Origin of the sequence: Microtetraspora malaysiensis (genome assembly GCF_001528665.1) — a bacterium.
GTDB lineage: Bacteria > Actinomycetota > Actinomycetes > Streptosporangiales > Streptosporangiaceae > Microtetraspora_A > Microtetraspora_A malaysiensis.
The window spans coordinates 1-25,702 of record NZ_BBYJ01000032.1; the positions used below are offsets into that span (position 1 = coordinate 1).

25 protein-coding genes are annotated in these 25,702 nt (G+C 71.5%); all 25 read left to right on the forward strand.

Features of this window, described 5'->3' with window-relative positions; all coding sequences use genetic code 11:
* Nucleotides 1–292: 292 nt before the first annotated feature.
* On the forward strand, nt 293–1,339 hold the full coding sequence (locus AWQ71_RS33610) for an acyl-CoA dehydrogenase family protein (protein WP_157570731.1): 1,047 nt from the start codon (nt 293–295) through the stop codon (nt 1,337–1,339).
* A 2-nt stretch (nt 1,340–1,341) separates the two neighbouring features.
* Nucleotides 1,342–2,469, forward strand: a complete 1,128-nt coding sequence (locus AWQ71_RS33615; protein WP_067141255.1) for an acyl-CoA dehydrogenase family protein — start codon at nt 1,342–1,344, stop codon at nt 2,467–2,469.
* Between the two features lie 178 nt (nt 2,470–2,647).
* Nucleotides 2,648–3,889 carry an ABC transporter substrate-binding protein gene (locus AWQ71_RS33620; protein ID WP_067141258.1) on the forward strand — a complete coding sequence of 414 codons (1,242 nt, stop codon included), beginning with the start codon at nt 2,648–2,650 and terminating at the stop codon, nt 3,887–3,889.
* Nucleotides 3,890–3,896: 7 nt separating this feature from the next.
* Nucleotides 3,897–4,763 carry a branched-chain amino acid ABC transporter permease gene (locus AWQ71_RS33625; RefSeq protein ID WP_067141261.1) on the forward strand — a complete coding sequence of 289 codons (867 nt, stop codon included), beginning with the start codon at nt 3,897–3,899 and terminating at the stop codon, nt 4,761–4,763.
* Nucleotides 4,764–4,765: 2 nt separating this feature from the next.
* Complete coding sequence (locus tag AWQ71_RS33630; protein ID WP_067141264.1) at nt 4,766–6,616, forward strand: branched-chain amino acid ABC transporter ATP-binding protein/permease; 1,851 nt, start codon at nt 4,766–4,768, stop codon at nt 6,614–6,616.
* Nucleotides 6,616–7,368 (forward strand): ABC transporter ATP-binding protein, encoded by a 753-nt coding sequence (locus AWQ71_RS33635; protein ID WP_067141267.1) that lies wholly within the window; start codon nt 6,616–6,618, stop codon nt 7,366–7,368. Before AWQ71_RS33630 ends, AWQ71_RS33635 begins: the two co-directional genes overlap by 1 nt.
* 14 nt (nt 7,369–7,382) lie before the next feature.
* Nucleotides 7,383–8,129: an SDR family NAD(P)-dependent oxidoreductase gene (locus AWQ71_RS33640; RefSeq protein WP_067141270.1), complete on the forward strand. Its 747-nt coding sequence runs from the start codon at nt 7,383–7,385 to the stop codon at nt 8,127–8,129.
* A 2-nt stretch (nt 8,130–8,131) separates the two neighbouring features.
* Nucleotides 8,132–9,274, forward strand: a complete 1,143-nt coding sequence (locus AWQ71_RS33645; RefSeq protein WP_169806694.1) for a CaiB/BaiF CoA transferase family protein — start codon at nt 8,132–8,134, stop codon at nt 9,272–9,274.
* The gene (locus AWQ71_RS33650; protein ID WP_067141276.1) at nt 9,271–11,379 is read left to right on the forward strand and encodes an acetate--CoA ligase family protein; all 2,109 of its coding nucleotides are present in this window, start codon (nt 9,271–9,273) and stop codon (nt 11,377–11,379) included. The genes AWQ71_RS33645 and AWQ71_RS33650 overlap by 4 nt, the downstream gene beginning before the upstream one ends.
* Nucleotides 11,372–11,818 (forward strand): FAS1-like dehydratase domain-containing protein, encoded by a 447-nt coding sequence (locus tag AWQ71_RS33655; RefSeq protein ID WP_067141279.1) that lies wholly within the window; start codon nt 11,372–11,374, stop codon nt 11,816–11,818. The genes AWQ71_RS33650 and AWQ71_RS33655 overlap by 8 nt, the downstream gene beginning before the upstream one ends.
* Nucleotides 11,815–12,261 (forward strand): MaoC/PaaZ C-terminal domain-containing protein, encoded by a 447-nt coding sequence (locus AWQ71_RS33660; RefSeq protein ID WP_218002068.1) that lies wholly within the window; start codon nt 11,815–11,817, stop codon nt 12,259–12,261. The genes AWQ71_RS33655 and AWQ71_RS33660 overlap by 4 nt, the downstream gene beginning before the upstream one ends.
* Nucleotides 12,258–12,641, forward strand: a complete 384-nt coding sequence (locus AWQ71_RS33665; RefSeq protein ID WP_067141282.1) for a Zn-ribbon domain-containing OB-fold protein — start codon at nt 12,258–12,260, stop codon at nt 12,639–12,641. The genes AWQ71_RS33660 and AWQ71_RS33665 overlap by 4 nt, the downstream gene beginning before the upstream one ends.
* Nucleotides 12,638–13,804, forward strand: coding sequence for an acetyl-CoA acetyltransferase (locus AWQ71_RS33670; RefSeq protein WP_067141286.1), 1,167 nt, complete (start codon nt 12,638–12,640; stop codon nt 13,802–13,804). The genes AWQ71_RS33665 and AWQ71_RS33670 overlap by 4 nt, the downstream gene beginning before the upstream one ends.
* Entirely contained in the window at nt 13,801–14,565 is a 765-nt protein-coding gene (locus AWQ71_RS33675; protein ID WP_067141288.1) for an enoyl-CoA hydratase/isomerase family protein, read from the forward strand. Before AWQ71_RS33670 ends, AWQ71_RS33675 begins: the two co-directional genes overlap by 4 nt.
* The gene (locus tag AWQ71_RS33680) at nt 14,562–15,365 is read left to right on the forward strand and encodes an enoyl-CoA hydratase/isomerase family protein (RefSeq protein ID WP_067141292.1); all 804 of its coding nucleotides are present in this window, start codon (nt 14,562–14,564) and stop codon (nt 15,363–15,365) included. Before AWQ71_RS33675 ends, AWQ71_RS33680 begins: the two co-directional genes overlap by 4 nt.
* Nucleotides 15,366–15,370: 5 nt before the next feature.
* Nucleotides 15,371–16,144: an electron transfer flavoprotein subunit beta/FixA family protein gene (locus AWQ71_RS33685; RefSeq protein ID WP_067141294.1), complete on the forward strand. Its 774-nt coding sequence runs from the start codon at nt 15,371–15,373 to the stop codon at nt 16,142–16,144.
* A 12-nt stretch (nt 16,145–16,156) separates the two neighbouring features.
* Complete coding sequence (locus AWQ71_RS33690) at nt 16,157–17,116, forward strand: electron transfer flavoprotein subunit alpha/FixB family protein (protein ID WP_067141463.1); 960 nt, start codon at nt 16,157–16,159, stop codon at nt 17,114–17,116.
* Nucleotides 17,117–18,349 (forward strand): MFS transporter, encoded by a 1,233-nt coding sequence (locus AWQ71_RS33695; protein ID WP_067141298.1) that lies wholly within the window; start codon nt 17,117–17,119, stop codon nt 18,347–18,349. It abuts the gene before it with no gap.
* 214 nt (nt 18,350–18,563) lie between these two features.
* Nucleotides 18,564–18,773, forward strand: coding sequence for a PF20097 family protein (locus AWQ71_RS42190; protein WP_157570732.1), 210 nt, complete (start codon nt 18,564–18,566; stop codon nt 18,771–18,773).
* Between the two features lie 632 nt (nt 18,774–19,405).
* Nucleotides 19,406–19,939, forward strand: a complete 534-nt coding sequence (locus AWQ71_RS33700) for a PadR family transcriptional regulator (protein ID WP_067141301.1) — start codon at nt 19,406–19,408, stop codon at nt 19,937–19,939.
* Complete coding sequence (locus AWQ71_RS33705; RefSeq protein ID WP_157570733.1) at nt 19,936–20,676, forward strand: ABC transporter ATP-binding protein; 741 nt, start codon at nt 19,936–19,938, stop codon at nt 20,674–20,676. Before AWQ71_RS33700 ends, AWQ71_RS33705 begins: the two co-directional genes overlap by 4 nt.
* A 5-nt stretch (nt 20,677–20,681) precedes the next feature.
* Nucleotides 20,682–22,469, forward strand: coding sequence for an FtsX-like permease family protein (locus AWQ71_RS33710; RefSeq protein ID WP_067141308.1), 1,788 nt, complete (start codon nt 20,682–20,684; stop codon nt 22,467–22,469).
* Between the two features lie 222 nt (nt 22,470–22,691).
* Nucleotides 22,692–23,798: a hypothetical protein gene (locus AWQ71_RS33715; protein ID WP_067141311.1), complete on the forward strand. Its 1,107-nt coding sequence runs from the start codon at nt 22,692–22,694 to the stop codon at nt 23,796–23,798.
* Entirely contained in the window at nt 23,795–25,108 is a 1,314-nt protein-coding gene (locus AWQ71_RS33720) for a DUF8832 domain-containing protein (protein ID WP_067141314.1), read from the forward strand. The genes AWQ71_RS33715 and AWQ71_RS33720 overlap by 4 nt, the downstream gene beginning before the upstream one ends.
* Entirely contained in the window at nt 25,105–25,500 is a 396-nt protein-coding gene (locus AWQ71_RS33725; RefSeq protein ID WP_067141317.1) for a hypothetical protein, read from the forward strand. The genes AWQ71_RS33720 and AWQ71_RS33725 overlap by 4 nt, the downstream gene beginning before the upstream one ends.
* Nucleotides 25,501–25,702 lie beyond the last annotated feature (202 nt).

The window sequence follows — 25,702 nt, forward strand, 5'->3', positions numbered from 1 at the left end:
CAGCCCGGCGTCGTGGCCGGTGAAACCGCTTGTCTGAATGTCATTCATTGCCGTCAAGAGGCACCGGTGACCCACGTGTCGGTCCGCCACCGGTGCTCCCGCTCGGCATTGAAGAAGCTAAACACGCTGTTCGAGGGGCGGTCAACCGTCGCAGGTCGTACGCCGCCGGGTTGCGGGAATGTAACGCACACGTGTCCGTTGACGCCTTTCTTGGCCCCGTGCTAGACATCGTCCTGAATGACATTCAGTCATGTGCCGCCCCTGGAACGGCAGGGGCTTGGGAGGTGCAGTAGTGCTCGCTCTACTCAGTGACGAGCAGCAGATGCTCAAAGAGGTGGCCGCCCAGCTCGCCGGTTCCGCCGGTCCGGCGAATCCCGGCGACCTCCGTACCCTCGACCGGGACGCGGCCTGGCGGTCCCTGGCCCAGTCCGGCCTGCTGGCCCTGCGTACCAGGGACGATGGGCGTCCGGCCGGGTCAGGGGTTGAGGTCGCGGTGGTGGCCGAGGCTCTGGGCGCGGGCTTGGTCCCGGTGCCCTATCTCGGCTCGGCCGTGCTGGCCACCGAACTACTCGCCCTGGCCGGCGCGCACGACGAGGCCGAAGCCCTCGCCGAGGGCACGGCCCGCACCGGCGTCCTGCTCGACCGCGACCTGTCCGCGCTCGCGGTGCTGCCCGGTGACCAGACCGTGTACGGCTGGGACGTGGACGGGGCCGCCGACGCGCTGGCGCTGACCGCCGTGCCCGGCGGCCACCAGGTGGTACGTGTCTCCCTGGCGACCGGGTTCACCGCCGCGAACGGAGCCGACCTCACCCGGACGCTGCTCCGCTCCGACGGCCCGATCGACGCCGCCGCGCTCACCCCCGTCGGCGGCCCGCTGTCGGACGAGCACCTACGGCGCTGGGAGGCCCTGGCGCTCACCGCGCTCAGCGCCGACACGGTCGGCGTCATGCGCTCCGCCGTAGCCAGGGCCGTCGCCTACACCAAGGAACGGGTGCAGTACGGCGTGCTCATCGGCTCCTTCCAGGCGGTTCAGCACATGTGCGCCGAGGCGTACGTCCAGGCGGAGGCGGCGGCGAGCGCCGTGAACTACGCGGCATGGGCGGTGGACGAGCTGGACCCGGACGAGGCGCTGCTGGCCGCCCGTACTGCGAAGGTGCAGTGCGCGACCGTGGCCCGCGAGGTGACCGAGACCGTCATGCAGGTGTTCGGCGGCATCGGCCAGACGTACGAGCACATCGCGCACGTCCACACCCGGCGGGCGCTGACCGACCGCCAGGTCCTCGGTGACGAGGGCGTCCATCTGCTGCGCATCGCCGACGTCCGACTGACGGGAGAGTGACCATGGACTACCGCGACACTGCGGAGGAGGCGGAGTTCCGTGCCTCCCTGCGCGAGTGGCTGAGCACCACCATCCCGGCCGGCTGGGACAAGATCGAGGACGAGGACGAGGCCGTGCGGCTCCGCAAGGAGTGGCACCGCACCCTCTACCGGGCCGGATACATGGGCCTGAGCTGGCCGGAGGAGTACGGCGGCCGGGGACTGAGCCCGGTCTACGACGGCATCCTCAACGAGGAGTGCGGCAACCTGAACGCCCCGCCGCTGCCCTCCGTCGGCTACATCGGCCGGGCCATCTTCATGTACGCGGGCGAGGAGCAGAAGCGGCGCTTCCTGCCGCCACTGCTGTCCGGTGAGGTGAGCTGGTGCCAGGGTTTCAGCGAGCCGGAAGCCGGGTCGGACCTGGCGTCGTTGCGCACCACCGCCCGGCTCGACGACGACCACTACGTGGTCAACGGGCAGAAGATGTGGACCAGCGGCGGCCAGTACGCCGACTGGTGCCTGCTGCTGGCCAGGACCGACCCGGACGCCCCCAAGCACAAGGGCATCTCGGCCTTCCTGGTGTCGATGACCGAGCCCGGTGTCACCTGCCGGCCCATCGTGATCGCCAGCGGTGAGGCGGAGACCGCCGAGGTGTTCTGGGACGACGTGCGCATCCCGGTGGACCAGCGGCTCGGCGCGCCGGGCGAGGGCTGGCGGATCGCGATGACCACGGTCACCTACGAGCGCGGCCCGGCCGACATCGGCTTCATCGCGAACTACCGGCGCACGCTGCGCAAGGTCGAGGCGCTGGCCGCCGAGCGGGGGCTGCTCGACCTGCCGGAGACCCGAAAGGCGCTGGCCCGCGCGTACGTGCGGGGTGAGGTGCTGCGGCTCAACTGCATGGAGCAGCTTTCCATGCGTGTCTCGGGACGGCCGCCGGGCCCGGAGGGCTCCGTCGCCAAGCTGCTGTGGGCCGACGCCGAGCAGTCGTTGCAGCACCTGGCGATGGACATCCTCGGTGCCGACGAGATGACCGGCGTCGCCGACGGCTGGCTCAGTTCCTACTTCACGTCCCGCCCCGTCAGCGTGTACGGCGGGTCGGCGCAGATCCAGAAGAACATCATCGCCCGCATGCTCGACATGCCCCGCTGATCCGTCCGGAGTCCCGCCCCGGCGACGTCGGCGGCCGCATCGCTGTGATCTTCCGGTGGCCGGTGACACAGGCCCGGCCACCCCTGACATCCCCCAGACACGGTGCCGCTTCGCGGGCACACGTGTCCTCACCCTCCTGAACATCATTCAGTCGCATTGCTCGGCTGAGGAGGCCGCTATGAGATCACGCCACATCCGTCTTTCCGCGATTTCGCTCAGTGCGCTGCTCGCGCTCACCCTGTCCGCGTGCGGCGCGTCCGGGAGTGACGGCGCGTCCGGCGACGACGCGGACAAGCCCTTCATCGTCTACTTCACCGGGGACTACTCCGGGGCGGTCTCCACCAACAACGCGAGCCTGGACGCGGGTATCAAGATCGCCGCCGAGGAGTTCAACGCCGCCGGGGGGATCAACGGCCGCAAGATCGTCGTCGAGACGGCCAACGACCAGAACGACCCGACCAAGGCGGTCAGCCTGCTCCAGCAGCGGCTCTCCTCCGGCAGCAAGCCCGACCTCGTCTATCCCGGCGGCTCCAGCGCGGTCTCGTTGTCGCTGCTGCCCATCCTGAGCAGGCAGAAGATCCTGTCCGTCGGTGGCACCGTGAGCACCCTGCTCAACGACCCGGCCAAGTTCCCCTACCACTTCGGGATCTCCTCGCCCGGTAAGGACTACGCGCCCGCGCTGATCAGCGAGGCGAAGGCCAAGGGCTACAAGAAGATCGCGATGCTGTACTCCAACGACGCCACCGGGCAGAGTTCGGCCGAGATCTACAAGGAGGCCGTCGAAGGCGCGGGCATGCAGTTCGTCGAGGCCCGCTACGAGGCCACCGCGCTCGACATGACCTCCCAGCTCAGCCAGCTCCGCGCGCAGGACCCCGACGCCCTCATCCTCAACGGGTACGGCGCAGCCGCCCTGTACGTGATGCGCAGCCGAGCCCAGATCGGCTGGGACGTCCCGTCGTACTGCGACCAGCTCGCCTCCGGCTTCCCGTACATGAAGAACCTGGACGCCGGGCAGTTGAAGAACATCAATGTGGTGGTCTCCACCGCGACCCTGGCCTCCACCGAGCCCCACCCGGGTCTCGCCGGCTTCATCGAGAAGATCAAGAAGGGCCCGGCGGCCGACGGGATCGCCAGCACCGGCGTGGGCCTGTACACCACGGGACACGACGCGCTCGCGCTCGTCGTCTACGCGGCGCAGCAGGCCAAGTCCACCGACTCCGACAAGGTCAAGGCCGAACTGGAGAAGCTGCCCCAGCCCACCGGCGCCCCCCTGTGGTACTCCGGCGGACCGGCGGGACAGTACGTGCAGTACGCCTACACGGCGCAGGACCACTTCCCGACCGCGAGCGAGGAGACCTTCCAATACGTCGCGCCCGGCGTGTTCGACGGCGACGGTTTCTACGCCTCCGGCAAGGCGTGAGGTCCCGATGACGACGGTCTGGGCCGGACTGGCGACCGGCGCGATCTACTCCCTGATCGCGATCGGGTACAACATCGTGCTGCTCGCCTCCGGGACGTTCAACTTCGCCCACGCGCAACTCCTGATGGTGGGAACGTTCCTCGCCTACACGGGGGCGGTCACCTTCGGGCTGCCCGTGCTGCCGACCGTGCTGCTGGCCGCCGCCGGGGTGGCGGTCATCGCCCTCGTGGAGGAGCGCGTCGCCATCCGGCCGCTGCTCGGCCGCACCGACAGCCACGGCACGCTGATCACCACGGTCGGAGCGGCCACCATCCTCGACGGCCTGGCCGCCGCCATCTGGGGCAGGCAACCGCTGACCGTGCCCCCGGTCCTGCCGGACGAGCCGCTCACCCTGCTCGGCGGCACCGTACGGCCGGTGGACCTGGCGCTCATCGGGTTCACCCTGGTCGTCGGCGTCGGCCTGCACCTGTGGTCCCGGCACACGCTGACCGGCCTGGCGTCCCTGGCCTCCGCTGAGGACAGGGACGCCGCCTCGGCCCGCGGCATCAACGTGCGGCTGCTCGGCGTCGGCGCGTTCGCCGTCGCCGGGGCCGTGGCCGGCGTGTTCGGGCTGCTGGTCGGGGCACGCACGTACGCCGTCTTCGACCTCGGCCACTCCCTGGCGCTGTTCGGGTTCGTGGCTATCGCGATCGGCGGCTCCGGCAGCCAGCTCGGCGGGCTGATCGGAGGTTTCGCCACCGGACTCGTCTACGCGTTCGCCGCCAGGTACATCGGCGCGGCGTACCCGCAGATCGTCGTCTTCGGGGTGTTCCTCCTCATCCTGTTCCTGCGACCGCGCGGGCTCTTCGGTGCCGCGCTCGAACGGCGGGTGTAGCCATGAACGCACTCATCCACCGGTTCCGCCCGCTGGGCGTGCTCCTCGTGCTGGTCCTGCTGCTGATCGCGCCCACGGTCGGCCTGCTCGACGGCTACTGGTCCCGTACGGTCATGCTGATCGCGATCCTCAGCCTGCTGGTCAGCGGCCTGAACGTGGTCCTCGGCTACGCGGGGGAGCTGGCCATGGGCCAGGTCGCCCTGTACGCCGTGGGCGCCTACGTCGCCGGATACCTCGGGGTCGAGTTCGGCCTGACGAACGTGCTGGTCGCCCTGCTCGCCGCCATGCTGGCCGCGGTCGTGGTCGGGCTGATCACCGGCATTCCCGGGTTGCGGCTCGGCGGCTGGTCGCTGGCCATGGTGACCTTCTTCCTGGTCACGCTGGTGCCGAACCTGGTGGACGTCTTCTCCGACGTCACCGGCGGCACGCTCGGCATGGCCACCGCCGTACCGACCCTGTTCGGCATGGAGATCGTCGGCGATCGGCTGTACTGGCTGGTCATCCTGGTCGTGATCGCCTGGTTCACGGTCGCCCGCAACCTGCTGCTGTCCCGGCACGGCAACATGTTCCTCGTCCTTCGGCAGAGCCCGATCCTCGCCTCCGTGCTCGGCGTCTCGGTGTACCGGCTCAAGCTGCTGGTCTACGTCGTCGGCGCGATCCCGGCGGCGCTGGCCGGCGCGCTGTTCTCCATGCTGGACGGGTTCATCGCGCCCGACACCTTCACCTTCGCGCTGGCGCTCAGTGTGCTCGCCGCATCCGTCGTCGGCGGCGCGACCTCCGTGTACGGCGCCATCGCGGGCGCGGCGGTGATGCAGCTCGGCCAGCAGACCTTCACCCAGTTCCAGACCTGGCAGCTCGTCATCTACGGTGCCTTCCTGCTGATCGCCGGGATCGCCTTCAACCGGGGGCTGGTCGGGCTCTTCCAGGACGGGCTGGCCGCAGCGCGCCGCAGGGGATGGTTGCCCGCCCGCCCGGCCACGGCCGCCATACCACCCGGCGGGGACGGACCGGTGGAGACCCGGCTGGAACCGCTGGACGGCGTGGTCCTGCGCACCGAGGGACTGAGCAAGTCCTTCGGCGGCAACCGGGCGCTCGACGACGTCACCGTCGAGGCCCACCCCGGCGAGGTCACCGCGCTCATCGGTCCCAACGGGTCGGGCAAGACCACCCTGCTCAACCTGATCTGCGGCCTGTACAAGCCCTCCGGCGGCCGGTTGCTGCTCGGCGACCAGCAGATCGGCGGGCAGCCGACGTACCGGATCGCCCGGCACGGCGTCGCCCGTACCTTCCAGACGCCGCTCATCCCCAAGGACATGACCACGCTCGCCTTCGTCGCGACCGGCAGGTACATGAACCACAAGGTCGGCATCCTGCCCGCGATCCTGCGGCTGCCGACGTTCCGCCGGGGGTACACGGCCGACGACGAGCGGGCCATGGCGCTGCTGCGGCTGGTCGGCATCGCCGACGTCGCGGGCAAGCAGGTGGACTCCCTGGCCCTGGGCACCCGGCGGCTGGTCGAGGTGGCCCGCTCGCTCGCCTCAGGGGCACGGGTCTTCCTCTTCGACGAGGTCGGGTCCGGCCTGGACGAGAGCGACCTCGCCGTGCTCGAACGGGCGATCGGCATGATCCGTGAGGCCGGAGGCACCGTGATCCTCGTCGAGCACAACTTTCCGCTGGTGCTCAAGCTGGCCGACCGGATCCACGTGCTCAGCCAGGGCAGGCTGCTCGCCTCCGGCACCCCGGCCGAGATCCAGGCCGACCGCAGGGTCCTCGCCGAGTACACCGGCGCGACCGACCTGCCCGAGGAGCCGGACGACGCGCACACCCCCGCGACGCCGAAGGGAGCCAACTGATGTTGTCCGTCACCGGAGTCACCGGCGGATACGGCGACCTGCGCGTTCTGTGGGACGTGGAGGTGACCGTACGGCCCGGACGGATCACCGTCGTGCTCGGCCGCAACGGCGCGGGGAAGACCTCGCTGCTGTCGGCCGTCGCGGGCCTGCTGCCCACCGTGAGCCAGGGCAGGATCGAGCTGGACGGCCAGGACCTGGCCGCCGCCCCCGCGCACCGCAGGGTGCGGTCCGGGCTGGCCCTCGTTCAGGAGAACAAGCGGGTCTTCCGCGCCAGGACCGTCGAGGAGAACCTGCTCCTCGGCGGCTACACCCTCGGCGGGTTCGGCCTGCGCCGCGGCGCCCGCCGGGCGGCCCTGGAACAGGCGTACGAGCGCTTCCCCGTCCTGCGGGAGCGGCGGCGCGCCCCGGCGGGCAGCCTGTCCGGCGGCCAGCAGCAGATGCTCGCCATCGGCCAGGCGCTGATGCCGGGGCCCAAGCTGCTGATGCTCGACGAACCCTCCGCCGGGCTCGCCCCCTCCATCGTCAACGAGGTCCTCACGATGGTGGCCGCGCTGCGCGACCAGGAGGGGTTGTCGATCCTCCTCGTCGAACAGCGGATCGAGCACGCCCTGGAGATCGCCGACGACGTCGCGGTCATGGAGAACGGACGCATCATCACCGCCGGTCCCAAGTCCGCCTTCGACGACGGCGCGGTGATCCGTGAGGTGTATCTGGGCCGGTCCGGCGAAGAGCTGGCCCCCGGCAACCACTGAAAGGAATGAACCCCATGCGTTTGAAGGACAGGGTCGCCGTGGTGACCGGCGCCGCGCAGGGCATCGGCCGTGCCGTCGCCGAGCTGTACGCCAGGGAGGGCGCGCGGGTCGCGGTCGTGGACGTGCAGGCCGAGGCCGCGGAGAAGGTCGCCGCGGGCATCCGCGAGTCCGGCGGCGACGCCGTCGCGGTCGTGTGCGACGTGTCGGACCGGGCGGCGGTGAACGAGGCCGCCGCCACGGTCAAGGAGACGTACGGCCCGATCGACATCCTGGTGAACAACGCGGGGGTGACCCGCCCGGCGATGGTGCACAAGATGACCGAGGAGCAGTGGGAGACCGTGCTGGCGGTCCACCTGCACGGCTCGTTCTACTGGTTGCAGGCCGTGGTCCACGACATGATCGAACGGGAGACCGGCCGGATCATCTTCACCTCCTCCTCCACGGCGCAGAACGGCTCGATCGGCCAGATCAACTACGCCGCCGCCAAGTCCGGCATGCTCGGCATGGTCCGTACCGCCGCCCGCGAGCTGGGCCGCTACAACATCCTGGTCAACGCGGTCGCCCCGGCCGCGGCGACCGAGATGACGCTCAAGGTGCGGACCGACCCGCGCTTCGCTGACGCGGTCAAGCGGCTGCCGCTGCGCCGCCACGCCGAACCGGAGGAGATCGCGCCGACCTTCGTCTACCTGGCCTGCGCCGAGTCCGGCTACATGACGGGCCAGGTGCTCTCGGTGGACGGCGGCGGGATGATGGTGCGTTGACGGTGACGGCGAGCCCGCGGGGTCCGCTCGACGGAGTACGGGTGGTGACCTTCGCCCCGCTCTACCAGGGGCCGCACGCGACGACACTGCTGGCCGAGCTCGGCGCGGACGTCGTCACGGTCGAACGGCCGGGCACCGGCGACGGCGCCCGCGTCCAGGGACACATGTTCGGGGCGCTCAACCGGGGCAAGCGTTCCATCACCCTGGACCTGAAGGACCCGGAGGACCGGGAGAGGGCCGGGCGGCTCGCCGGGACGGCGGACATCCTCGTCGAGGCGTTCCGGCCCGGCACCATGGACCGGTACGGCCTCGGCTATCCGCGGCTCAGCGCCGCCAACCCCGGCCTGGTGTACGTGTCGTTGTCCGGGTTCGGTCAGGACGGCCCGTACCGGGATCGGGCCGGGCACGACCTCATGTACCAGGCGGCGGCCGGGCTGCTCGACGCGCTGGCCGACCGCCCCGGCGCGGTCCACCCGCCGCCCGACCTGGAGGCCGGGGCCATCGTCGGCGCGCTCTACACGGTCATCGGCGCGCTGGCCGGGCTGGTCGGCCGGTCCGCCCTGGGCCGGGGCACGCACATCGACCTGTCCACCCACGAGGCGCTGCTCTCCGTGATCCCGCTGCGACTCGACCCGGTGCTCAACGGCGGCGGGGTGCCACGGAGAGCCGGCCACGATCCCGGATACGGCCTCTACCGCTGCGCCGACGGCCGGCTGATCGCGCTCGGCATCGGCTTCGAGGACCACTTCTGGACGGCGTTGTGCGGGGTGACCGGCCTGGCCGAGTACGCCACTCTGCCGCAGGCCGACCGGGTGGCCGCGTGCGACGAGATCGTCGCCCGGTTGTCCGAGGCGCTGGCCACCCGCCCGTACCCGGAGTGGCAGGCCGAGTTCGACCGGATCGGCGTGCCCGCCGGCCCGGTCAACCGGCTCACCGACATCCCGGCCGACCCGCACGTACGGGCCCGTGCGGTGATCCGCGCCACGCGCGGCCACCCGGCCCGGCAGTACGTTCGGCAGCCGCTCCGGCTGAGCGGATACCCCGAACCCGAACCAGGCCCGCCCCCCGAGCTGGGCGAGCACACCGCTTCGCTCCTTCGTGAGCTGGACGACCCGTCACTCCACCCCGAGGAGGTACAGCTATGACCCCGACCCAGGACCGGCCGGCGCTCGACCGGCTGCTCTCGCCCCGCTCGATCGCGATGGTCGGCGCGTCGAACAGCCCAACCCGCATCGGCGGCACCGTGTTCGGCAACCTGCTGCGGAACTTCCCCGGCGAGGTGTACCCGGTGCACCCCAAGGACGAGGTCGTCCAGGGCCGTACCGCCTACCGCAGCGTGCGCGATGTACCGGAGGCCGTGGACATGGCGGTGATCGCGGTGCCCGCCCCGGCCGTCGTGGACGTCGTCGCCGAGTGCGCGGCCCTCGGCGTCGGCGGCGCGACCGTCATCACCTCCGGCTTCGCCGAGGCGGGGCCGGAGGGCCGCGCGCTCCAGGACCGGCTCACCGCCGTGGCCCGCGAGACCGGCATCCGCGTCATTGGCCCCAACTGCATCGGCTACATGAACACGCACGGCGGCGTGATGGCCAACTTCATGCTCACCCCGGATCAGCCGATGCCGGAGGCGGGCCCGGTGGCGCTCGTCTCGCAGAGCGGCGGCTTCGGGTCGTACATCACCAACAAGGCCGTGCTCGCCGGGCTGCGGCTCGGCTGGTTCGTCTCCACCGGCAACGAGGCCGACGTGAACGTGGCCGCCGTGCTGCGCCACCTGGTGGAACGGCCCGAGGTCGGCGTGCTGCTCTCGTTCGTCGAGACCCTGCGCGACCCCGAGGTGTTCGTGGACACCGCCCGCCGCGCGGCGGAACTCGACAAGCCGCTGGTGCTGCTCAAGGCGGGCCGCTCGGAGGAGGCCGCGCGGGCCGCGATGAGCCACACCGCGTCCATCGTCGGCTCCGCCCAGGTGCTCGACGCGGTCTGCCGCCAGTACGGCGTGTTCGTCGCCTCCACCATGGAGGAACTGCTCGACCTCGGCACGATCTTCCAGGACGGCCGCCGGACCGCCGGTGACCGGGTGATCGTCATGACCTCCTCCGGCGGCGCGGGTGTCCTGCTCGCCGACGAGGCCGGGCAGGCCGGGCTGTCGGTGCCGGAACTCCCGCAGGACGAGCAGGCCGCCCTCGCCGCCGACATGCCGGTGCCGTTCTACGGCAGCACGGCCAACCCGGTGGACACCACCGCGCAGACCACGGCCATGCCCGACGCGTACCGCAAGGTGCTGAACAAGGTCGCGGCCAGCCCGTCCGCCGACATGCTGACCGCCGTCACCTGGGCGGGCCCCGGACCGGCCAACGATGCGATCGTCGAGATGTACCGGACCACCACCAAGCCGGTCGCCATCCTGTCCACCGCCTGGTCCCCGCAGTTCCAGCAGGCCGGGGTGCCGACCTTCACCGACCCGTGCCGCGCCATGGTCGCCCTCGCCGCGCTGGCCAGGCAGTCGGACCGCGGCCCGCTGCCGCCCGACCCCGCCGCGTTCGCCGCCGACGCCGGCCGCGTACGACGGGTCCGCGAGCTGATCGCCGAGGCCGGGACGGAGACCACGCTGCTGGAATCCACCGGCAAGCGCATCCTCGCGATGTACGGCATCCCGGTCACCCGGGAGGAGATGGTCACCGGCGAAGACGCGGCGGTCGAGGCGGCCGAGCGGATCGGCGGCCCGGTCGCGATCAAGGTGATGTCCTACCAGCTTCCGCACAAGTCCGACGCCGGGGCGATCCGGCTCGGCCTGCGCGGCCCGGACGCCGTACGCGCCGGATACCGGGACATGTTCGACGAGGTGGCCCGCCGCGCGCCCGGCGCGGCCGTGGAGGGTGTGCTCGTCCAGCAGATGGCCCCCGCCCGGCTGGAACTCACCTGCGGCGTGCAGCGCGACCCCGTGTTCGGCCCCATGGTCGCGATCGGGCTCGGCGGCGTCCTGGTGGAGGTGCTGAGCGAGGCCGTGTTGGTGCGGCCCCCGTTCGACGTGGACACCGCGCGGGCGGCGCTCGGCCACCTGCTCGGCGGACGGCTGCTCACCGGGCGGCGCGGCCTGGCCGAGGAGGAGCAGCGGGCCGCCGCCGAGATCATGACCGGCCTGGCGACGCTGGCCCTCGAACTGGGCGAGATCGCCGAGATCGACGTCAACCCGCTGCGAGTCGCCGACGGCGCCCTCCTCGCCGCGGACGCGCTGATCGTGGTGAACCATGACTGACCGCAGCCATCTCATCGGGCACACCTACACGCCGTACACGTTCCCGGTGGAACACGGGAAGGTGCGCGAGTTCGCCGGGGCGGTCAAGGACGACGACCCCGTCTACCGCGACGTCGAGGCGGCCAGGGCCGCCGGGTACGCGCACCTGCCCGTGCCGCCGACGTTCTCCGCCGTGACCTCGCACTGGGCCGTACGGGACACCGACGTGCTGGGGCTCGACCTGCGCCGGGTCCTCGCCGGCGGCTCGGAGTGGGAGTACCTGGGCGATGTCGTCGCCGGCGAGTGGATGACCGTGCGGTCCAGGATCGCCGACGTGCAGTACAAGACCGGCAGTCGCGGGCCGATGACGCTCGTGATCACCGAGTACGACTTCGTCAACCAGCACGAGGAGACCGTGTTGCGGCTGCGCAGCACGGTGATCGAATTGGGGGAGCAGTGAGAGAGCCGGACACCGTGCCGGCGGCCCCGGAGCGCCGGGTCGGGCCGCTGACCCGCACCGACTTCGTCAGGTACGCCGGAGCGGGCGGAGACTTCAACCCGATCCACCACGACGAGACCTTCGCCCGCGCCGCCGGATATCCGTCCGTCTTCGGGCACGGACTGCTCACCGCCGGGATCCTCGGCGGCTACGCGGCCTCCTGGCTGGGCCGGCGCAACCTGCGCCGGTTCAACGTCCGCTACGTCGGCCAGGTCTGGCCTGGCGACACCCTCGTCTTCAGCGGCGAGGTTCTGCGAACCGAGACGGGCCCGGACGGCTCGGTCGAGGTCGAGGTCGGCCTGGCCGTCCACAGCGAGGCCGACGGGCGCGAGCCCCGGCTGGTGTTGCGCGGTGGGGCCACCGCCGCCTACCCGGCCCCCGCCACAGAGGGGAGCCGGTCATGACCGGGCCCGCACCGCACCGCGAGTACACCGACCGGCTCACCGCCGGGAGCCTGCCGTACCAGAGCTGCGACGGCTGCCTGTCCGCTGTCTTCCCGCCCCGGGTGATCTGCCCGTTCTGCGGGGCCACCGACCTGGGCTGGCGGGAGAGCGCCGGACTCGGCACGGTCTACTCGACCAGCGTCATCGCGCCCCGCGACGCCGACCCCTACCCCGTCGTGCTGGTCGATCTCGATGAGAGATTCCGGATCATGAGCACCGTCGTGGACGTCCCCGCGGGGGACGTGCGGATCGGGATGCGGGTCCGCGCCGGCATCGATCCCGGCGGGCCGACCGGCCCCCGGGTCGTCTTCACCCCCGAGGAACGGGAGACCGCGTCATGACTCTGCCCGACCTGCGGGGCTCGACCGCGATCGTGGGGGTCGCCGAGTCCGATCTCGGCGAGGTGGGACCCGACAGGTACGCCATCGAACTGGCCGCCCAGGCCGCCGGAGCCGCGCTCGCTGAGGCGGGACTGACCACCCGCGACGTGGACGGGCTGTTCTGCGCCATCGCCGGGCGCGGGATGGCGCCGCTCGATGTGGCCGAATACCTCGGCATCCGGCCCAGATACACCGACGGCACGATGGTCGGCGGCAGCTCCTTCATCTCCCACCTGCACCACGCCGCCCTGGCCATCACCACCGGGGCCTGCGACGTCGCCCTGATCACGTACGGCAGCACCGCCCGCTCCGACAGCGGACGCGGCAGGCTCGCCATGGGGCCGCCCGAGCTGCCGTCGTACGAGGCCGCCTACCGGCCGCGCCCGCCGATCACCGGGTACGCGCTGGCCACCGCCCGGCACATGCACCAGTACGGCACCACCCGCACCCACCTGGCCGAGGTCGCCGTCGCCGCCCGGAAGTGGGCCGCGCTCAACCCGAAGGCGTTCGTCCGCGACCCGCTGACCATCGAGGACGTGCTGGCCGCCCGCATGGTGTCCAGCCCGCTGACCACGCTCGACTGCTGCCTGGTCACCGACGGCGGCGGCGCGGTCGTGGTCACCGGCGCCGACCGGGCCCGCGACCTGCCCAAGCCGCCGGTCTACCTGCTGGGCGCGGGCGAGGCACACTGGCACCGCGCGATCTCCCAGATGCCCGACCTGACCGTCACCGCCGCGACCGAGTCCTCCGTCCGCGCCTACACGATGGCCGGGGTCGGGCCACAGGACGTGGACGTGGTGCAGCTCTACGACGCCTTCACCATCAACACCATCCTGTTCCTCGAAGACCTCGGCTTCTGCGCGAAGGGCGAGGGCGGCGACTTCGTCTCCGGCGGCCGGATCGCGCCCGGCGGCGACCTGCCGGTCAACACCAACGGCGGCGGGCTGTCGTACTGCCATCCAGGGATGTACGGCATCTTCCCCCTCATCGAGGCGACCCGGCAGATCCGCGGCGAGGCGGGCGACCGGCAGCGGCCCGGCGTGACGATCGCGCTCGCACACGGCAACGGCGGCCAGCTGTCCAGCCAGGTCACCGCCGTCCTCGGAGGAGGGGACAGCCTGTGAGCCCCGTACTCACCGAACACGACGGCCCGGTGCTGACCGTGACGCTGAACCGGCCGCAGGTGCTCAACGCCCTGGACGCCACCACCCTGCACGCGCTCGCCGACGCCTGGCAGGAGGCGGCCGACCCCGGAGTCAGGGCCGTCGTCGTCACCGGCAGCGGCCGGGGCTTCTGCGCCGGGGCCGATCTGCGCGCCCCGGCCGACCCGTCCCCGCCCGGTGGGCTGCGTCGCGCCTACCACCCGCACGTGCTCGCGATGGCCGCGCTGGACAAACCCGTGATCGCCGCCGTGAACGGCCCAGCCGCCGGAGCCGGGCTGTCCCTCGCCGCCGCCGCCGACGTGCGGGTCGCCGCCGACACGGCCAGGTTCGTCCCGGCCTTCGCCGCGATCGGGCTGGTGCCCGACGCCGGGGGCGCGTACTTCCTGCCCCGGCTGCTCGGCTACGCCCGTACGTACGAGTGGCTGGCCACCGGTCGCCCGCTCGACGCCGAGGAGGCCCTGCGCTGGGGGCTGGTGTCCCAGGTCGTTCCGGTGGACGACCTGCTCGCCACCGCCCTCGACCTGGCCCACCGGATGGCCGCCGTGCCGGGGGCCGCGCTTGGGCTCACCAAACAGCTGCTCGACTACGGCCTGACCCACGGCCTGGCCGACCTGCTGAACGAGGAGGAACGGCTCCAGGCCCGCGCCGTGGCCGACCCCGCCAGGCAGCGGGCCCGCGCCGAGACGGTCGGCCGCCTTTCCCGCGAAAAGGAGAACCGATGAGTGACTACACGACATTGCTGGTGGACGTGGACGACGGGCTCGCCACCATCTCGCTGAACCGCCCCGACCGGCTGAACGCCATCGGCGGCGGACTGGAGCGGGAACTGGCCGAGGCACTCAGAGAGGTCGCCGCCCGCCGGGACGTGCGGGCCGTCCTGCTGCGCGGCGAGGGACGGGCGTTCTGCGTCGGCGGCGACGTCAAGGAGATGGCGGTACATGCGGAGGACGAGGAGGGACCCAGCGCAGGACAGCAGGTCTACCAGATCCTGCACGGCCGCGACATCCTGGAGACCATCCTGTCTGTGCCGCAGCCCGTCGTGGCCGCCGTCCACGGATATGCGATGGGGCTGGGCGCGACGATCGCGCTGTTCTGCGACGTCGTGATCGCCGCCGAGGACGCGCAGTTCGCCGACACCCATGTCGCGGTCGGCCTGGTCGCCGGGGACGGCGGGGCCGTCGCCTGGCCGCTGGCCATGCCGCTTGGCGCGGCCAGGTACTACCTGATGACCGGCGACCGGCTCGACGGCGCGGAGGCCGCCCGGCTCGGGCTCGCCCTGCGGGCCGTACCCGCCGGGGACCTGCCGGCCGAGGCGACCGCCGTCGCCCGCAGGCTGGCCGCCGCCGCACCGCTCGCGGTGCAGGGAACCAAGGCCACGGTCAACAAGATCGTGCGCGAGCGGATGAATCTGGTGCTCGACTTCGGGCTGGCCCTGGAGGGCGGCACGTTCGTCAGCGACGACCACAAGGAGGCCGCCGCCGCGTTCGTGGCGAAGCGCGCCCCCGTGTTCCGGGGCCGGTGACGCCGATGGACATCGTGGTCTGCGTCAAATACGTCCCCGACATGGCCGACCAGCCCCGGTTCACCGCCGACCACCGGGTGGACCGGGCGGGCGGGCAACTCTCCGAGCTCGACGAGTACGCGGTCGAACAGGCGCTGCGCGTCGCCGACACCGTGCCGGGCACACACGTCACCCACCTGACCGTCGGCCCGCCCCCCGCCGCCGAGGCGCTGCGCCGCGCCCTGGCCATGGGCGGCGATGCCGCCGTCCACGTCAGCGACGACGGCATCGCCGGATCCGATGCGCCCGCGACCGCGCTGATCCTGGCCGCCGCGCTGCGCCGCCTCACCCCCGACCTCGTCCTGTGCGCGATGGCCTCCACCGATGGCGGCACGTCACTGGTTCCGGCCATGCTGGCCGAACACCTGGAGTGGCCCCAGCTCACCTTCGCCGCCGAGATGACGCTCGACCAGGGCGGCACCGTACAGATCAGGCGGGAGGCCGCAGGGGAGGTGCGGCACCTCGCGGCGGAACTGCCCGCCGTCGTGTCGGTGACCGACCGGATCGGCGACCCGCGCTACCCGTCCTTCAAGGGGATCATGGCGGCCAAGAAGAAACCCTTGGACACCTGGACCCTCGCCGACCTCGGCGTGCCCGCCGACCGGGTCGGTCCGGCCGCCCGAACGGTCGTGGACGGGATCACCGCCAGGCCGCCCCGGGCCGCCGGGACGATCGTGCCCGCCGAAGGCGAAGGAGGACGGCGACTCGCCGACTTCCTGTCCACGCAGAAGTTCATCTGAGGAGGGATGGCCGTGTCAGATGTTCTGGTGCTCGTCGGGCACCTCGCGGGACCGGTCGGCAAAGCGAGTCTGGAACTGCTCACCCTGGCTCGACGCTTGGGCGACCCGGTCGCCGTCTGCGCGGGTACGGTCGACGAGCGGGCCGTGGAAACCCTCGGCAGGTACGGCGCGCGGCGGGTCCACGTCATCGAATCCGATGACGTGCGGGAGTACCCGGTGGCCTGGGTACGCGCCCTGGCCGACCTCACCGCCGACACCCGGCCGGTGGCCGTACTGACCGAATCCACCCCGGACGGCAGGGAGACGGCGGCCCGCCTTGCCGTACGGCTGGACAGCGGCGTCCTCACCGATGTTGTGGACATCCAGGACGGACCGGACGGACCGGTTGCCACCCAGTGGGCGTTCGCCGCGGGCTACACCGTCACCTCCCGGGTGGTCGGAGGCATCCCGATCATCGCGGTCAAATCCAACGCCGCTGTGCCCGAGGAGGCCCCAGCCACGCCGGCGGTCACCCGGAGTCCGCTCGTGCTCGACGAGGCCGACCGCCGTACCAGGGTGGTGTCCCGCGAACCCCGGGAGAGCACCGGCCGGCCCCAGCTCACTGAGGCCGACATCGTCGTGTCAGGTGGTCGGGGCCTCGGCGGGGCCGAGCAGTTCGAGCTGATCGAACGGCTCGCCGACGCGCTGGGCGGCGCGGTCGGCGCGTCCCGCGCGGCGGTGGACGCGGGCTGGTACACGCACACCCACCAGGTCGGGCAGACCGGCGTCACGGTGTCCCCGCAGCTCTACATCGCCGTCGGGATCTCCGGCGCGATCCAGCACCGCGCCGGAATGCAGACCAGCAAGACCATCGTGGCCGTGAACAAGGACGCCGAGGCGCCCATCTTCGAACTCGCCGACTACGGCGTGGTCGGCGACCTGTTCGAGGTGGTGCCGCAGCTTCTGGACGAGGTCGCCAGGCGGCGGGCCTAGATGGGCGGCTTCCGGGAACTGCCGCGCGAAGTCAAGATCCTGACCGCCGTCGCGTTCACGGTGGCGGTCGGGTTCGGCATCCAGTCACCGGCCATCCCCGTGTTCGCGGGGGAGTTCGGGGTGGGCAGCGCGGCGGTCGGCGCGGTGGTCTCGGCGTTCGCGTTCATGCGCCTGGCCACCGGCCTGCCCGGCGGACGCCTGGTCAACCGGTTCGGGGAGCGGGCCGTGCTGACCGCCGGTATGGCGTTGCTCGCGGTCACCAGCATCCTGGCCGGGCTCTCCTGGAACTACCCGCAGCTGCTGATCTTCCGGGGCGCGTGCGGTGTCGGGTCCGCGCTCTACACCGTGTCCGCGATGAACATGCTGCTGCGGGTCACCCCTGCCTCGCACCGGGGACGGGCCACCGGCTACTTCCAGGGCGGGTACTACCTCGGCACCGTGACCGGGCCCGCCCTTGGTGGCGGGCTGCTCGGCGTCTCACCCCGGCTGCCGTTCTTCGTGTACGGCGTGGCGGTCGCGATCGCGGGTGCCATCGCGACCGTCGCGCTCTCCAAGGCCGTGCCGATCACCGATGCCGTGGCCAGGACCGGGACCGCGGCGAAAACCGGGACGGGGAACGGAGCCGGACCTGGGGCCGGTGCCGGGGACGGCCGGCCAGGGATCACCCTGGGCCGGGCGCTTCGGCACCGGTCGTACCTGGCGGCGCTGACCACCAACTTCGGGCTCGGCTGGGCGGTCTTCGGAGTCCGTGTCTCCGTGTTGCCGCTCTATCTGCTGGTCGTGATCAAGGCCGACGCCGCCTGGATCGGCACCGGGCTCGCGGTCGGTGCGATCATGCAGGCGGTCACCCTGCCGCTCGCCGGGCGGGTGGCCGACCAGTGGGGTCGCCGCCCCTCGCTGCTGCTGGGCCAGGGACTCATCCTCGGCTGCCTCGTCATGGTCATCACGTGGCAGACTCTCGTGGCGTACCTGGCCGCGTTCGCGCTGATGGGACTCGGTACCGCCTTCTGCACCACGGGTGGGGCGGCCACCGTGGGCGACGTCACCCGGGGACGCGGCGGCACCGTGGTGGCGGGCTACCAGATGACCGCCGACCTCGGCATGACCGTCGGCCCCCTGGTGGCCGGTCAGCTCGCCGCGTCGTACTCGTACGAGGTGGCCTTCCTGGCCACCGGCGCGGTCGTGCTGATCGGATGGATCATGGCCCTCGTTATGCCGTCCCGCCCCACTTGAGCGTCGTCGGCGCAGCGCGCGCATGCCACTGGTCGGTCTGCTCTTCGCCTCCCGGCCCGAATCGCTTGAAAAGTCATCGCAGGCGCTTGATCTGCGGGTCGACCTGAGCTGGCGGCGCGGGCGAGGTCGGTCCTCGCGTCACTCCGCCTCCTGTATCTGATCGCGCTCCGAGTGTTCGGTTGGCAAATCCGTCCGTCGACGTAGACTCCGACCTATGGCGGATTCTGCATTTCCCTGCCCTGTTTGCGCGAACGTGATGGAATCGGGGATTGTTGTGGGAAGACCGCCCGGGGTCAAGTTCAAGAAGCAGGTGGACGTGCTCGGCGACCTTGGCGGCGTGCTATTGACGAGCGGTTTCTTCTACCACAGCGTTTCGGCCCTGCGATGCGGCGACTGTGGCACCGTGGTCATTCCGGGCCGCTGAACTCAATCGCGCTTACCGTTGGGGGCGCCCGACGAATTGTTGCTCGCATCGCCCTCTCCTGCGCCAGGAGGCAGGTCACCCGCTCTCAGAACCACGGCTCGGGCCGGGACATGAGTACGGCCCGAGCCGCGAATATTTCTTGCCGCTACGCCCGAATCCACTGGTTCACCAAGGACACCACCGCTGCCTCCTGGGACTGGATGCAGGGCCGAAGCGTGTTGCGGGTCGCTATGACACGCCGGGCACCGGCATGTTCGCGAATCCCCGCCCTCCCGCAAGCAGCTGATGGGCGATCGCCGGCTGTCCGGTGCGCGCCTCCCCGGGGCCGCAAGCCCGCTCGGTCACGCTGATCGACGTCCCGGATCTCCTCCTGTCGCATGCCGCCGACGATCGTCATGGGAATGGGGTTTCCGCAGCTCGGGTCAACCTCGTCGGCGTCACGGGTGACGTCGTCGGCGGTACCGGAGTCGGCGGCGGATACGGCGCCTTCGCGGGGTTGGGGACGTCGGCCATGCCGCACGAACACTTCTCGGAACCATGGCGGCGGTTCAGCCCAGGAGGTCGCCAGGCGTAGCGCTTTGACACCTCCAACAGCTAACCGCTATCTATTGGCTAACCGTTAGGGGGGTGGAGTGCAGGACGCAGTGCTGGCGATGCTCGCCAAAGAACCGTCGCACGGGTACCACCTGCGCGCTCGGCTGCAGCAGAGCCTCGGACCGCTGGGCGAGTCGATGAATCCCGGGCAGATCTACGTGACCCTGGCCCGGCTCGAGAAGGCGGGCCTCGTCGTCTGCGAGCGGGCGAACGGGCTTCCCGAGCGGCCGGACCGCAAGGTCTACGCCCTGACCCCGGCCGGGCACCAGCGGGTGGCTACCTGGCTGACCGAGGTGGGCTGGCCGAAACCGGATTTGGCGGAGTTTCATCTCAAGCTCACCGCGGCCGCCGCGGCCCGGCTCGCCGACCCGGTGCAGCTCGTGGCGGCGCAACGCCGCGAGCTGCTGCGCCGTTTGCGTGAGGTGCAGCACGCGGCGCTGGCCGAGCCGGCGGGATCGGCCGCTGTCCTGCTGCTGGAAGGGGTCGTGCTGCGGCTGCAGGCGGACCTGCGCTGGTTGGACGCCTGCGAGCGAGCCTGGTCCAAGGTCGATGACGAATCCGAGGGTGCATGAACGTGTCGAGTGCCGTGGTTCGGGTCCACGGCCTGGTGAAGCAGCATGGTCGGGGGCAGGGCCGGGTCCGGGCGGTCGATGACGTCGACCTGGAGGTGCCCGAGGGCCAGATGCTGGCCGTGATGGGGCCCAGCGGTTGCGGGAAATCCACCCTGCTGCACCTGCTGGGTGGCCTGGAGCGGCCCAGCGACGGGGAGGTGTGGCTCGCCGGTCAGCGCATCGACACCCTGAGCGAGCGGGCTTTGGCGCGGCTGCGGCGCCGGTCGGTGGGATTCGTCTTCCAGGCCTTCCATCTGGTGGAGGAGTTGTCGGCGGCCGAGAACGTGGAGCTGCCCGCGCTGCTGGCCGGACGCTCGCGCCGCCAGGCCAGGCGGCGCGCGAGCCTGCTGCTGGAACGGGTCGGGCTCACCGACCGTGCCCGGCACCTGCCGTCGCAACTGTCGGGCGGTCAACGCCAGCGGGTCGCCGTCGCCCGCGCGCTGGTCAACGACCCGCTGGTCGTCCTGGCCGACGAGCCGACCGGCAACCTCGACTCCGCGGCGACGCTGGACGTGCTGAGGATCTTCGAGGAGTTGCGTTCGGTGGGGCAGACCTTCGTGATCGTCACGCATGACGAGCGGGTCGCGGCCACCGCGGACCGGCTGATCTCGATGCGCGACGGGATGTTCGTCGACGACACCCGGCTGGCAGGCACCGGAACGGGGCGGCTCGGCGACCTGATCGGGCTGGAGGACTGAACGTCATGGGCTCCATCGTGCTCATCGTCCGCCTCGTGCTGGCCGACGTCCGCCGGCACAAGGTCCAGGCCGCGATGCTCCTGCTCGCGGTGACCGTGGCCACCGCCACGATGGCCCTGGGCCTGTCCCTGCGCGGCGTGAGCGAGGCGCTGTACGAGCAGACCCGCGCGGCCACCGCCGGGCCGGACGTGGTGGCACTTTCCGGCGACGCGGGCCCCGCCGCGACCTCGGCCCTGGCCTCGCTGGCGGACGATCCCGAAGTGGTCGCCCACCATGGCCCCTATCGCATCGTCTACGCCGACCTCACCACGCGCGATTCCACGTCGTCCCCAGTGGTGGTGCACGGCTTCGCCGAGACACCCGGCGCGGTCAACCGGCCGCTGGTGACCTCGGGCCATTGGGTACGCCCTGGAGGCACGGTCCTCGAACGCGGCTTCGCCACCGCGCTGGGCGTCGGCGTCGGCGACCACGTCACCATCGCCGGCCGGTCGTACCCCGTCGTCGGGATCGCTGTCACCGCGGCCACCTCCATCTACCCCTGGGCGGCGCAGATCGGCCCGGGCGGCGGCCCCAGCGACTCCAGCGGCCTGGCCTGGATGACCCGATCAGATGCCCGGACACTGGCGTCGTCCCACGATCTTCCGGTGACTTTGGCCCTGGACCTCAAGCTGCGCGACCCCGCCGCGACCGAGGCCTTCCTCGACGCCGACCGTGCCTCCACTGTGACCAACCTCCGTTCCTGGCAGTTCACGGCCGAGCAGGACATGGTCATCCTCAAGAACAGCCAGCCCATCCTGGTCGTCGGTAGCTGGCTGCTCAGCTTTCTGGCCGTCACCGGAGTGGCGGCGCTGGCCGCGGGACGCGCCGTCGAGCAGACGCGCCGGGCCGGGCTGCTCAAAGCCGTCGGCGCCACCCCGGGGCTGATCGCCACCGCCCTGCTCACCGAATACCTGGCGCTGGCGCTGGCCGGCGACGCGCTGGGGCTGGGGATTGCCCGCCTGACCGTGCCCGCCATCGCCAGTCCCACCGCCAGCCGGATCGGCGACGCGGCCGGGCCCGGCGGTGCCACCGTCGCCACGGCGACCGTCCTCGCCGTGGCGGTGGCGGTGCTGTCCACGCTGCGTCCCACGCTGCGGGCCATGCGCACGGCGACCGTCACGGCGCTGACCGCCACCGCGCGCCGGCCCCGTCACCGGCCCTGGCTCACCGCGCTGTCCGCGTTGCTGCCCACGCCGCTGCTGCTCGGGCTGCGGCTGACCGCCCGCCGGCCGGGCCGCGCCGTGCTGCAGGCGTGCTCCACCGCCACCACGGTGATCGCGATCGTCGCCCTGCTGACCTTCTACGCCCAGCCGACGAGGGGCTACGGCCCGGACGGCTCCTCCGCCCTGCCCAACCTGCGAGACGTTCACGACCGCCGACTGCTGCTTGCGGTCACCGTCCTGCTGATCGCACTCGCCGTCGTGAACACCATCACGCTCACCTGGACCACTGCCATAGAGGCCCGGGCGAACATGGCCATCGCGCGTACGCTCGGTGCCACCCCGGGCCAGATCTCCGCGGGGCTGTCCAGCGCCCAGCTCCTGCCCAGCCTGCCCGGTGCCGTCATCGGCGTCCCTCTGGGCGTCGGCCTGCTCTCGCTCTTCGCCGCCGGGAATCCGGCGGAACCCCCCTCCTCCTGGCTGCTCGGCGGCGTGCTCGCGACTCTTCTGGCGACGGCGGCACTCACCGCCCTGCCCGCACGCCTGGCGGCCCGCCGATCCGTGGCGCAGGCCCTCAGCGGCGAAACAGCGTGATCGGCCCCGCTCAGCAGGCCCCCGCAGTAGCCGCGTGTAACGATCCGCGACGCCTGCGGTATCGAATTGACGACGTCAGTGACGGTAGGTCCCGCGGAGACCTCGGCCGCCGCACCGGCGTTCGCTCGACGGGCGCCGGCCCACCGGTGTCTGAACGAATCGATCTGATCGACGGAAAGGGGCCACGAAGTGGTAGCTGACGCCGCCGGCATTCGGCGATTCATGGCGGACACGGGCGAACCCCGCGGATGGGTGTTCACCAGGACCGACCTGGTGATGGCGCTGCTCGGAGTCTGGTTCGGGGTCGGACTGATGATCGACGCCTGGGCGCACAGCAACCTGGCGGAGCTGGAGACGTTCTTCACTCCATGGCACGCGGTGTTCTACTCCGGCTTCGCGGTGGTCTCCGGCTGGATCATCTGGCAGGTGTGGCGCAACGTGCGCGCCGGACGGCAGGGGTTGGCGGCCGTCCCCGTCGGCTATCTCGCCGGGCTGGTGGCGATTCCCGCGTTCGCCGCCTTCGGATTCGCCGACATGATGTGGCACACCATCCTCGGCATCGAGACGACCATCAACATCTTGTTCAGCCCGTCACACCTCGGCCTCATCGTGACGATGATGCTCATCATCACGACACCGCTGCGCTCGGCGTGGAACGCCCCCGATGTCGGCGCCCGGCCCTCGCTCGGCCGCCTGCTGCCCGCGCTGCTCGGGCTCGCGTTCGCCGCCACGCTGGTGTCGCTGTTCCTGTCGTACGGCGACGCCATGCAGTACCGTCCCGAGGGCATCGTTCGGGCGTTCTCCATGCTGAAGGACTCGGGCCCCGGGCCGCAGGGGGGCGGCCCCAGACCGGTGGGCCCGGGCGCCGACCGGGTAGCCGTCGCGATGGTCGTCACCAACGTCGTCATGCTCAGCCCGGTGCTGCTCCTGGTGCGCCGCTGGCTGCTGCCGTTCGGTTCGGTGACCGTCATGTACACGATCATGGTGCTCATGCCGGGTGCCCAGACGGCGTTCCGCAACGTGCCGATCCTGTTGTCGTTCGTGGCCGCCGGGTTCGTGAGCGACCTGCTGATCCGCCGGCTGCGGCCGTCGGCTGAGCGGCGTGCCGCCTACTGGGCCTTCGCCGGGCTGTCGGCCTTCGCCACCTGGTCGCTGTACATCGGGGTCGCCTCGGCCACCGGGGGCGGACTGCCCGACGTGCCCGAGCTGTGGACCGGAGCGCCGGTCGTCGCCGGGCTGATCGGGCTGGCGCTCGGGGCGCTGTTCCTGCCCAACGCGGTCACAGCCGGGCCGGTTCCGCCCAGTGCGGCCGGCGCCGAGCGGGCATGATCCGAGTTCTGTGCCTCGCCGCCGCCCTCGTGCTGGCGATGGCCGCCCCCGCCGCGGCGCACAGCGTCACGGCGGGGGCGGACCTGCGGATCGCCCAGACAATCGCCGGCGCCGAGGTGACAGTGGTGGTCAAAGGAACAACCCGGGTGCCGGGGCCGCTGCGGATCGGCGTCATCGCGTACCAGCCGGTGTCCGGGCTGCCCATCGGCCTCGAAGTCCGCTCGGTCGAGGACGGCCACACGGTGACCGGCACCGTCCAGGCGGCGGCGAACCCGCAGTACACGCAGCTCCAGGTGGAGCGGACCGGGCCGCACGAGCTGAAACTGAGCGCCGGGAACGAGACCGCCGTCATCCCGTTCCGTGTCCTCGTCGCACGCGGATCGGCCGGGGACTTCCTCATCTACGGCGGCCTGTTCGTGGCCGCGCTCCTGCTGGTGGGCGGCCTGCTCAGCGGGGCGCCGGCCCGACCGGGACGGGCGATGGCGATGGCCGCGGGCGCCGCGGCCGGGGTGACGGTCGCCGCCATGGTCATCGTGTTCGAGTCGCAGATACCGGCACCCCCACCTGAGGGTGCCGCCCCCACTCCCACGACATCGACCGCGGGAGGGCGGCCGTACGTACAGGCCCGCATGGAGACGCTCCCAGCCCGGCCGGAGGCGGGAGAGGAGTTCACCCTGCGAGTCGATCTCATCGACGGCTCCACCGGGCGGTCCGTCGACGACCTCACCGCGCACCACGAAGCGCTCGCCCACGTGGTCGTCACCAGCGAGGACGGACGCTACTTCCGCCATGTCCACCCCCTGCGCACGGCGCCCGGGCACCTGGAGGTCAGACTGACCGCCGACCGCCCCGGCCGGTACCTGGCACACGCCGAGATCGAACGGGAGGACTCAGGCGGGCAACTCGTCGCCGCGGACTTCACCGTCGGAGGGACAGCCAAAGCATCGCGAAAGGCCGACACAGTCTCGCGGTCCGGTCAAACCGGCGAACCCGCCACGCCGGCCGGTCCGACCGGCACGCCGCGACTACAACCCGCCGTGCCCGTCGCGGGCCGTCCCACGACGATCGAGCTGGGCACCCCCGCCGGCGTCCGGACCTGGCTCGGCATGACCGGCCACCTGCTCATACGCAGTCAGGATGGCCGTTTCTTCGGCCACGTGCACGAGATGGGCGCACCGCGATCCCGGGTGCGCTTCACCTTCAGCTTCCCCGAACCGGGCCGGTACCTCGCCTGGGTCCAGTACGCGACCGCAGACCGCATCGTGACCGCACCCTTCACCGTGAACGTGACCGCATCGGAGGCCCAGTGATCAAGAGGTGGCAGGCGGTGGCCGCGGCCACGCTCGTGACCGCGGCAGTGGCGCTGTTCGTCGTGGTCAGGAGCACGGCCGCCGAACCGGTCAACCTGACCATCACGGGCACCCGCTACGCCGCCACCGTCCTCATCGCGGACCCGGCTCCCGGCCAGGTCACCGTGGAGATCAAGGTGAGCAAGGGCGACGCCGACACCGTGGCGCTGTCGGCGGTCATGGCCGAGATGGGACACTCCACACCCGAGATCTCCGCCACCAAGCGTGAGCCCGGCCGCTTCGTGGCCGTGGGCGAGCTGTTCCCGATGAGCGGCGTCTGGGAACTGTCGATTCGCCTCGACGGCCCCGCGGGCGAGGAACAACTCGCCGTCAAAACGCTGATCACACGATAGACGGCAGCGGGACGATCGATATGAAGCAATTGCAAAACCGGCAGTCGCTCGGGCGACTCCGCGGCGGGCCGACCACCAAGCCGCACCCGCTCGTCGAGCCCGCGGGTTGCCGCTGGTCCCGCACCTGACCGGCGGCAACACTGAGGTGCCCCGCGTTCATGGCCGTCCCCTGGAAATGTCAGCGCGGGATGATTGGATCCTC

What these genes read in the sequence shown, in the direction of transcription:
- AWQ71_RS33615 (WP_067141255.1), top strand. Translation starts at nt 1,342, where the DNA reads ATGGACTACCGCGACACTGCGGAGGAGGCGGAGTTCCGTGCCTCCCTG.
- AWQ71_RS33620 (WP_067141258.1), top strand. Translation starts at nt 2,648, where the DNA reads ATGAGATCACGCCACATCCGTCTTTCCGCGATTTCGCTCAGTGCGCTG.
- AWQ71_RS33625 (WP_067141261.1), top strand. Translation starts at nt 3,897, where the DNA reads ATGACGACGGTCTGGGCCGGACTGGCGACCGGCGCGATCTACTCCCTG.
- AWQ71_RS33630 (WP_067141264.1), top strand. Translation starts at nt 4,766, where the DNA reads ATGAACGCACTCATCCACCGGTTCCGCCCGCTGGGCGTGCTCCTCGTG.
- AWQ71_RS33635 (WP_067141267.1), top strand. Translation starts at nt 6,616, where the DNA reads ATGTTGTCCGTCACCGGAGTCACCGGCGGATACGGCGACCTGCGCGTT.
- AWQ71_RS33640 (WP_067141270.1), top strand. Translation starts at nt 7,383, where the DNA reads ATGCGTTTGAAGGACAGGGTCGCCGTGGTGACCGGCGCCGCGCAGGGC.
- AWQ71_RS33650 (WP_067141276.1), top strand. Translation starts at nt 9,271, where the DNA reads ATGACCCCGACCCAGGACCGGCCGGCGCTCGACCGGCTGCTCTCGCCC.
- AWQ71_RS33655 (WP_067141279.1), top strand. Translation starts at nt 11,372, where the DNA reads ATGACTGACCGCAGCCATCTCATCGGGCACACCTACACGCCGTACACG.
- AWQ71_RS33665 (WP_067141282.1), top strand. Translation starts at nt 12,258, where the DNA reads ATGACCGGGCCCGCACCGCACCGCGAGTACACCGACCGGCTCACCGCC.
- AWQ71_RS33670 (WP_067141286.1), top strand. Translation starts at nt 12,638, where the DNA reads ATGACTCTGCCCGACCTGCGGGGCTCGACCGCGATCGTGGGGGTCGCC.
- AWQ71_RS33680 (WP_067141292.1), top strand. Translation starts at nt 14,562, where the DNA reads ATGAGTGACTACACGACATTGCTGGTGGACGTGGACGACGGGCTCGCC.
- AWQ71_RS33685 (WP_067141294.1), top strand. Translation starts at nt 15,371, where the DNA reads ATGGACATCGTGGTCTGCGTCAAATACGTCCCCGACATGGCCGACCAG.
- AWQ71_RS33695 (WP_067141298.1), top strand. Translation starts at nt 17,117, where the DNA reads ATGGGCGGCTTCCGGGAACTGCCGCGCGAAGTCAAGATCCTGACCGCC.
- AWQ71_RS42190 (WP_157570732.1), top strand. Translation starts at nt 18,564, where the DNA reads ATGGCGGATTCTGCATTTCCCTGCCCTGTTTGCGCGAACGTGATGGAA.
- AWQ71_RS33705 (WP_157570733.1), top strand. Translation starts at nt 19,936, where the DNA reads ATGAACGTGTCGAGTGCCGTGGTTCGGGTCCACGGCCTGGTGAAGCAG.
- AWQ71_RS33710 (WP_067141308.1), top strand. Translation starts at nt 20,682, where the DNA reads ATGGGCTCCATCGTGCTCATCGTCCGCCTCGTGCTGGCCGACGTCCGC.
- AWQ71_RS33715 (WP_067141311.1), top strand. Translation starts at nt 22,692, where the DNA reads ATGGCGGACACGGGCGAACCCCGCGGATGGGTGTTCACCAGGACCGAC.
- AWQ71_RS33720 (WP_067141314.1), top strand. Translation starts at nt 23,795, where the DNA reads ATGATCCGAGTTCTGTGCCTCGCCGCCGCCCTCGTGCTGGCGATGGCC.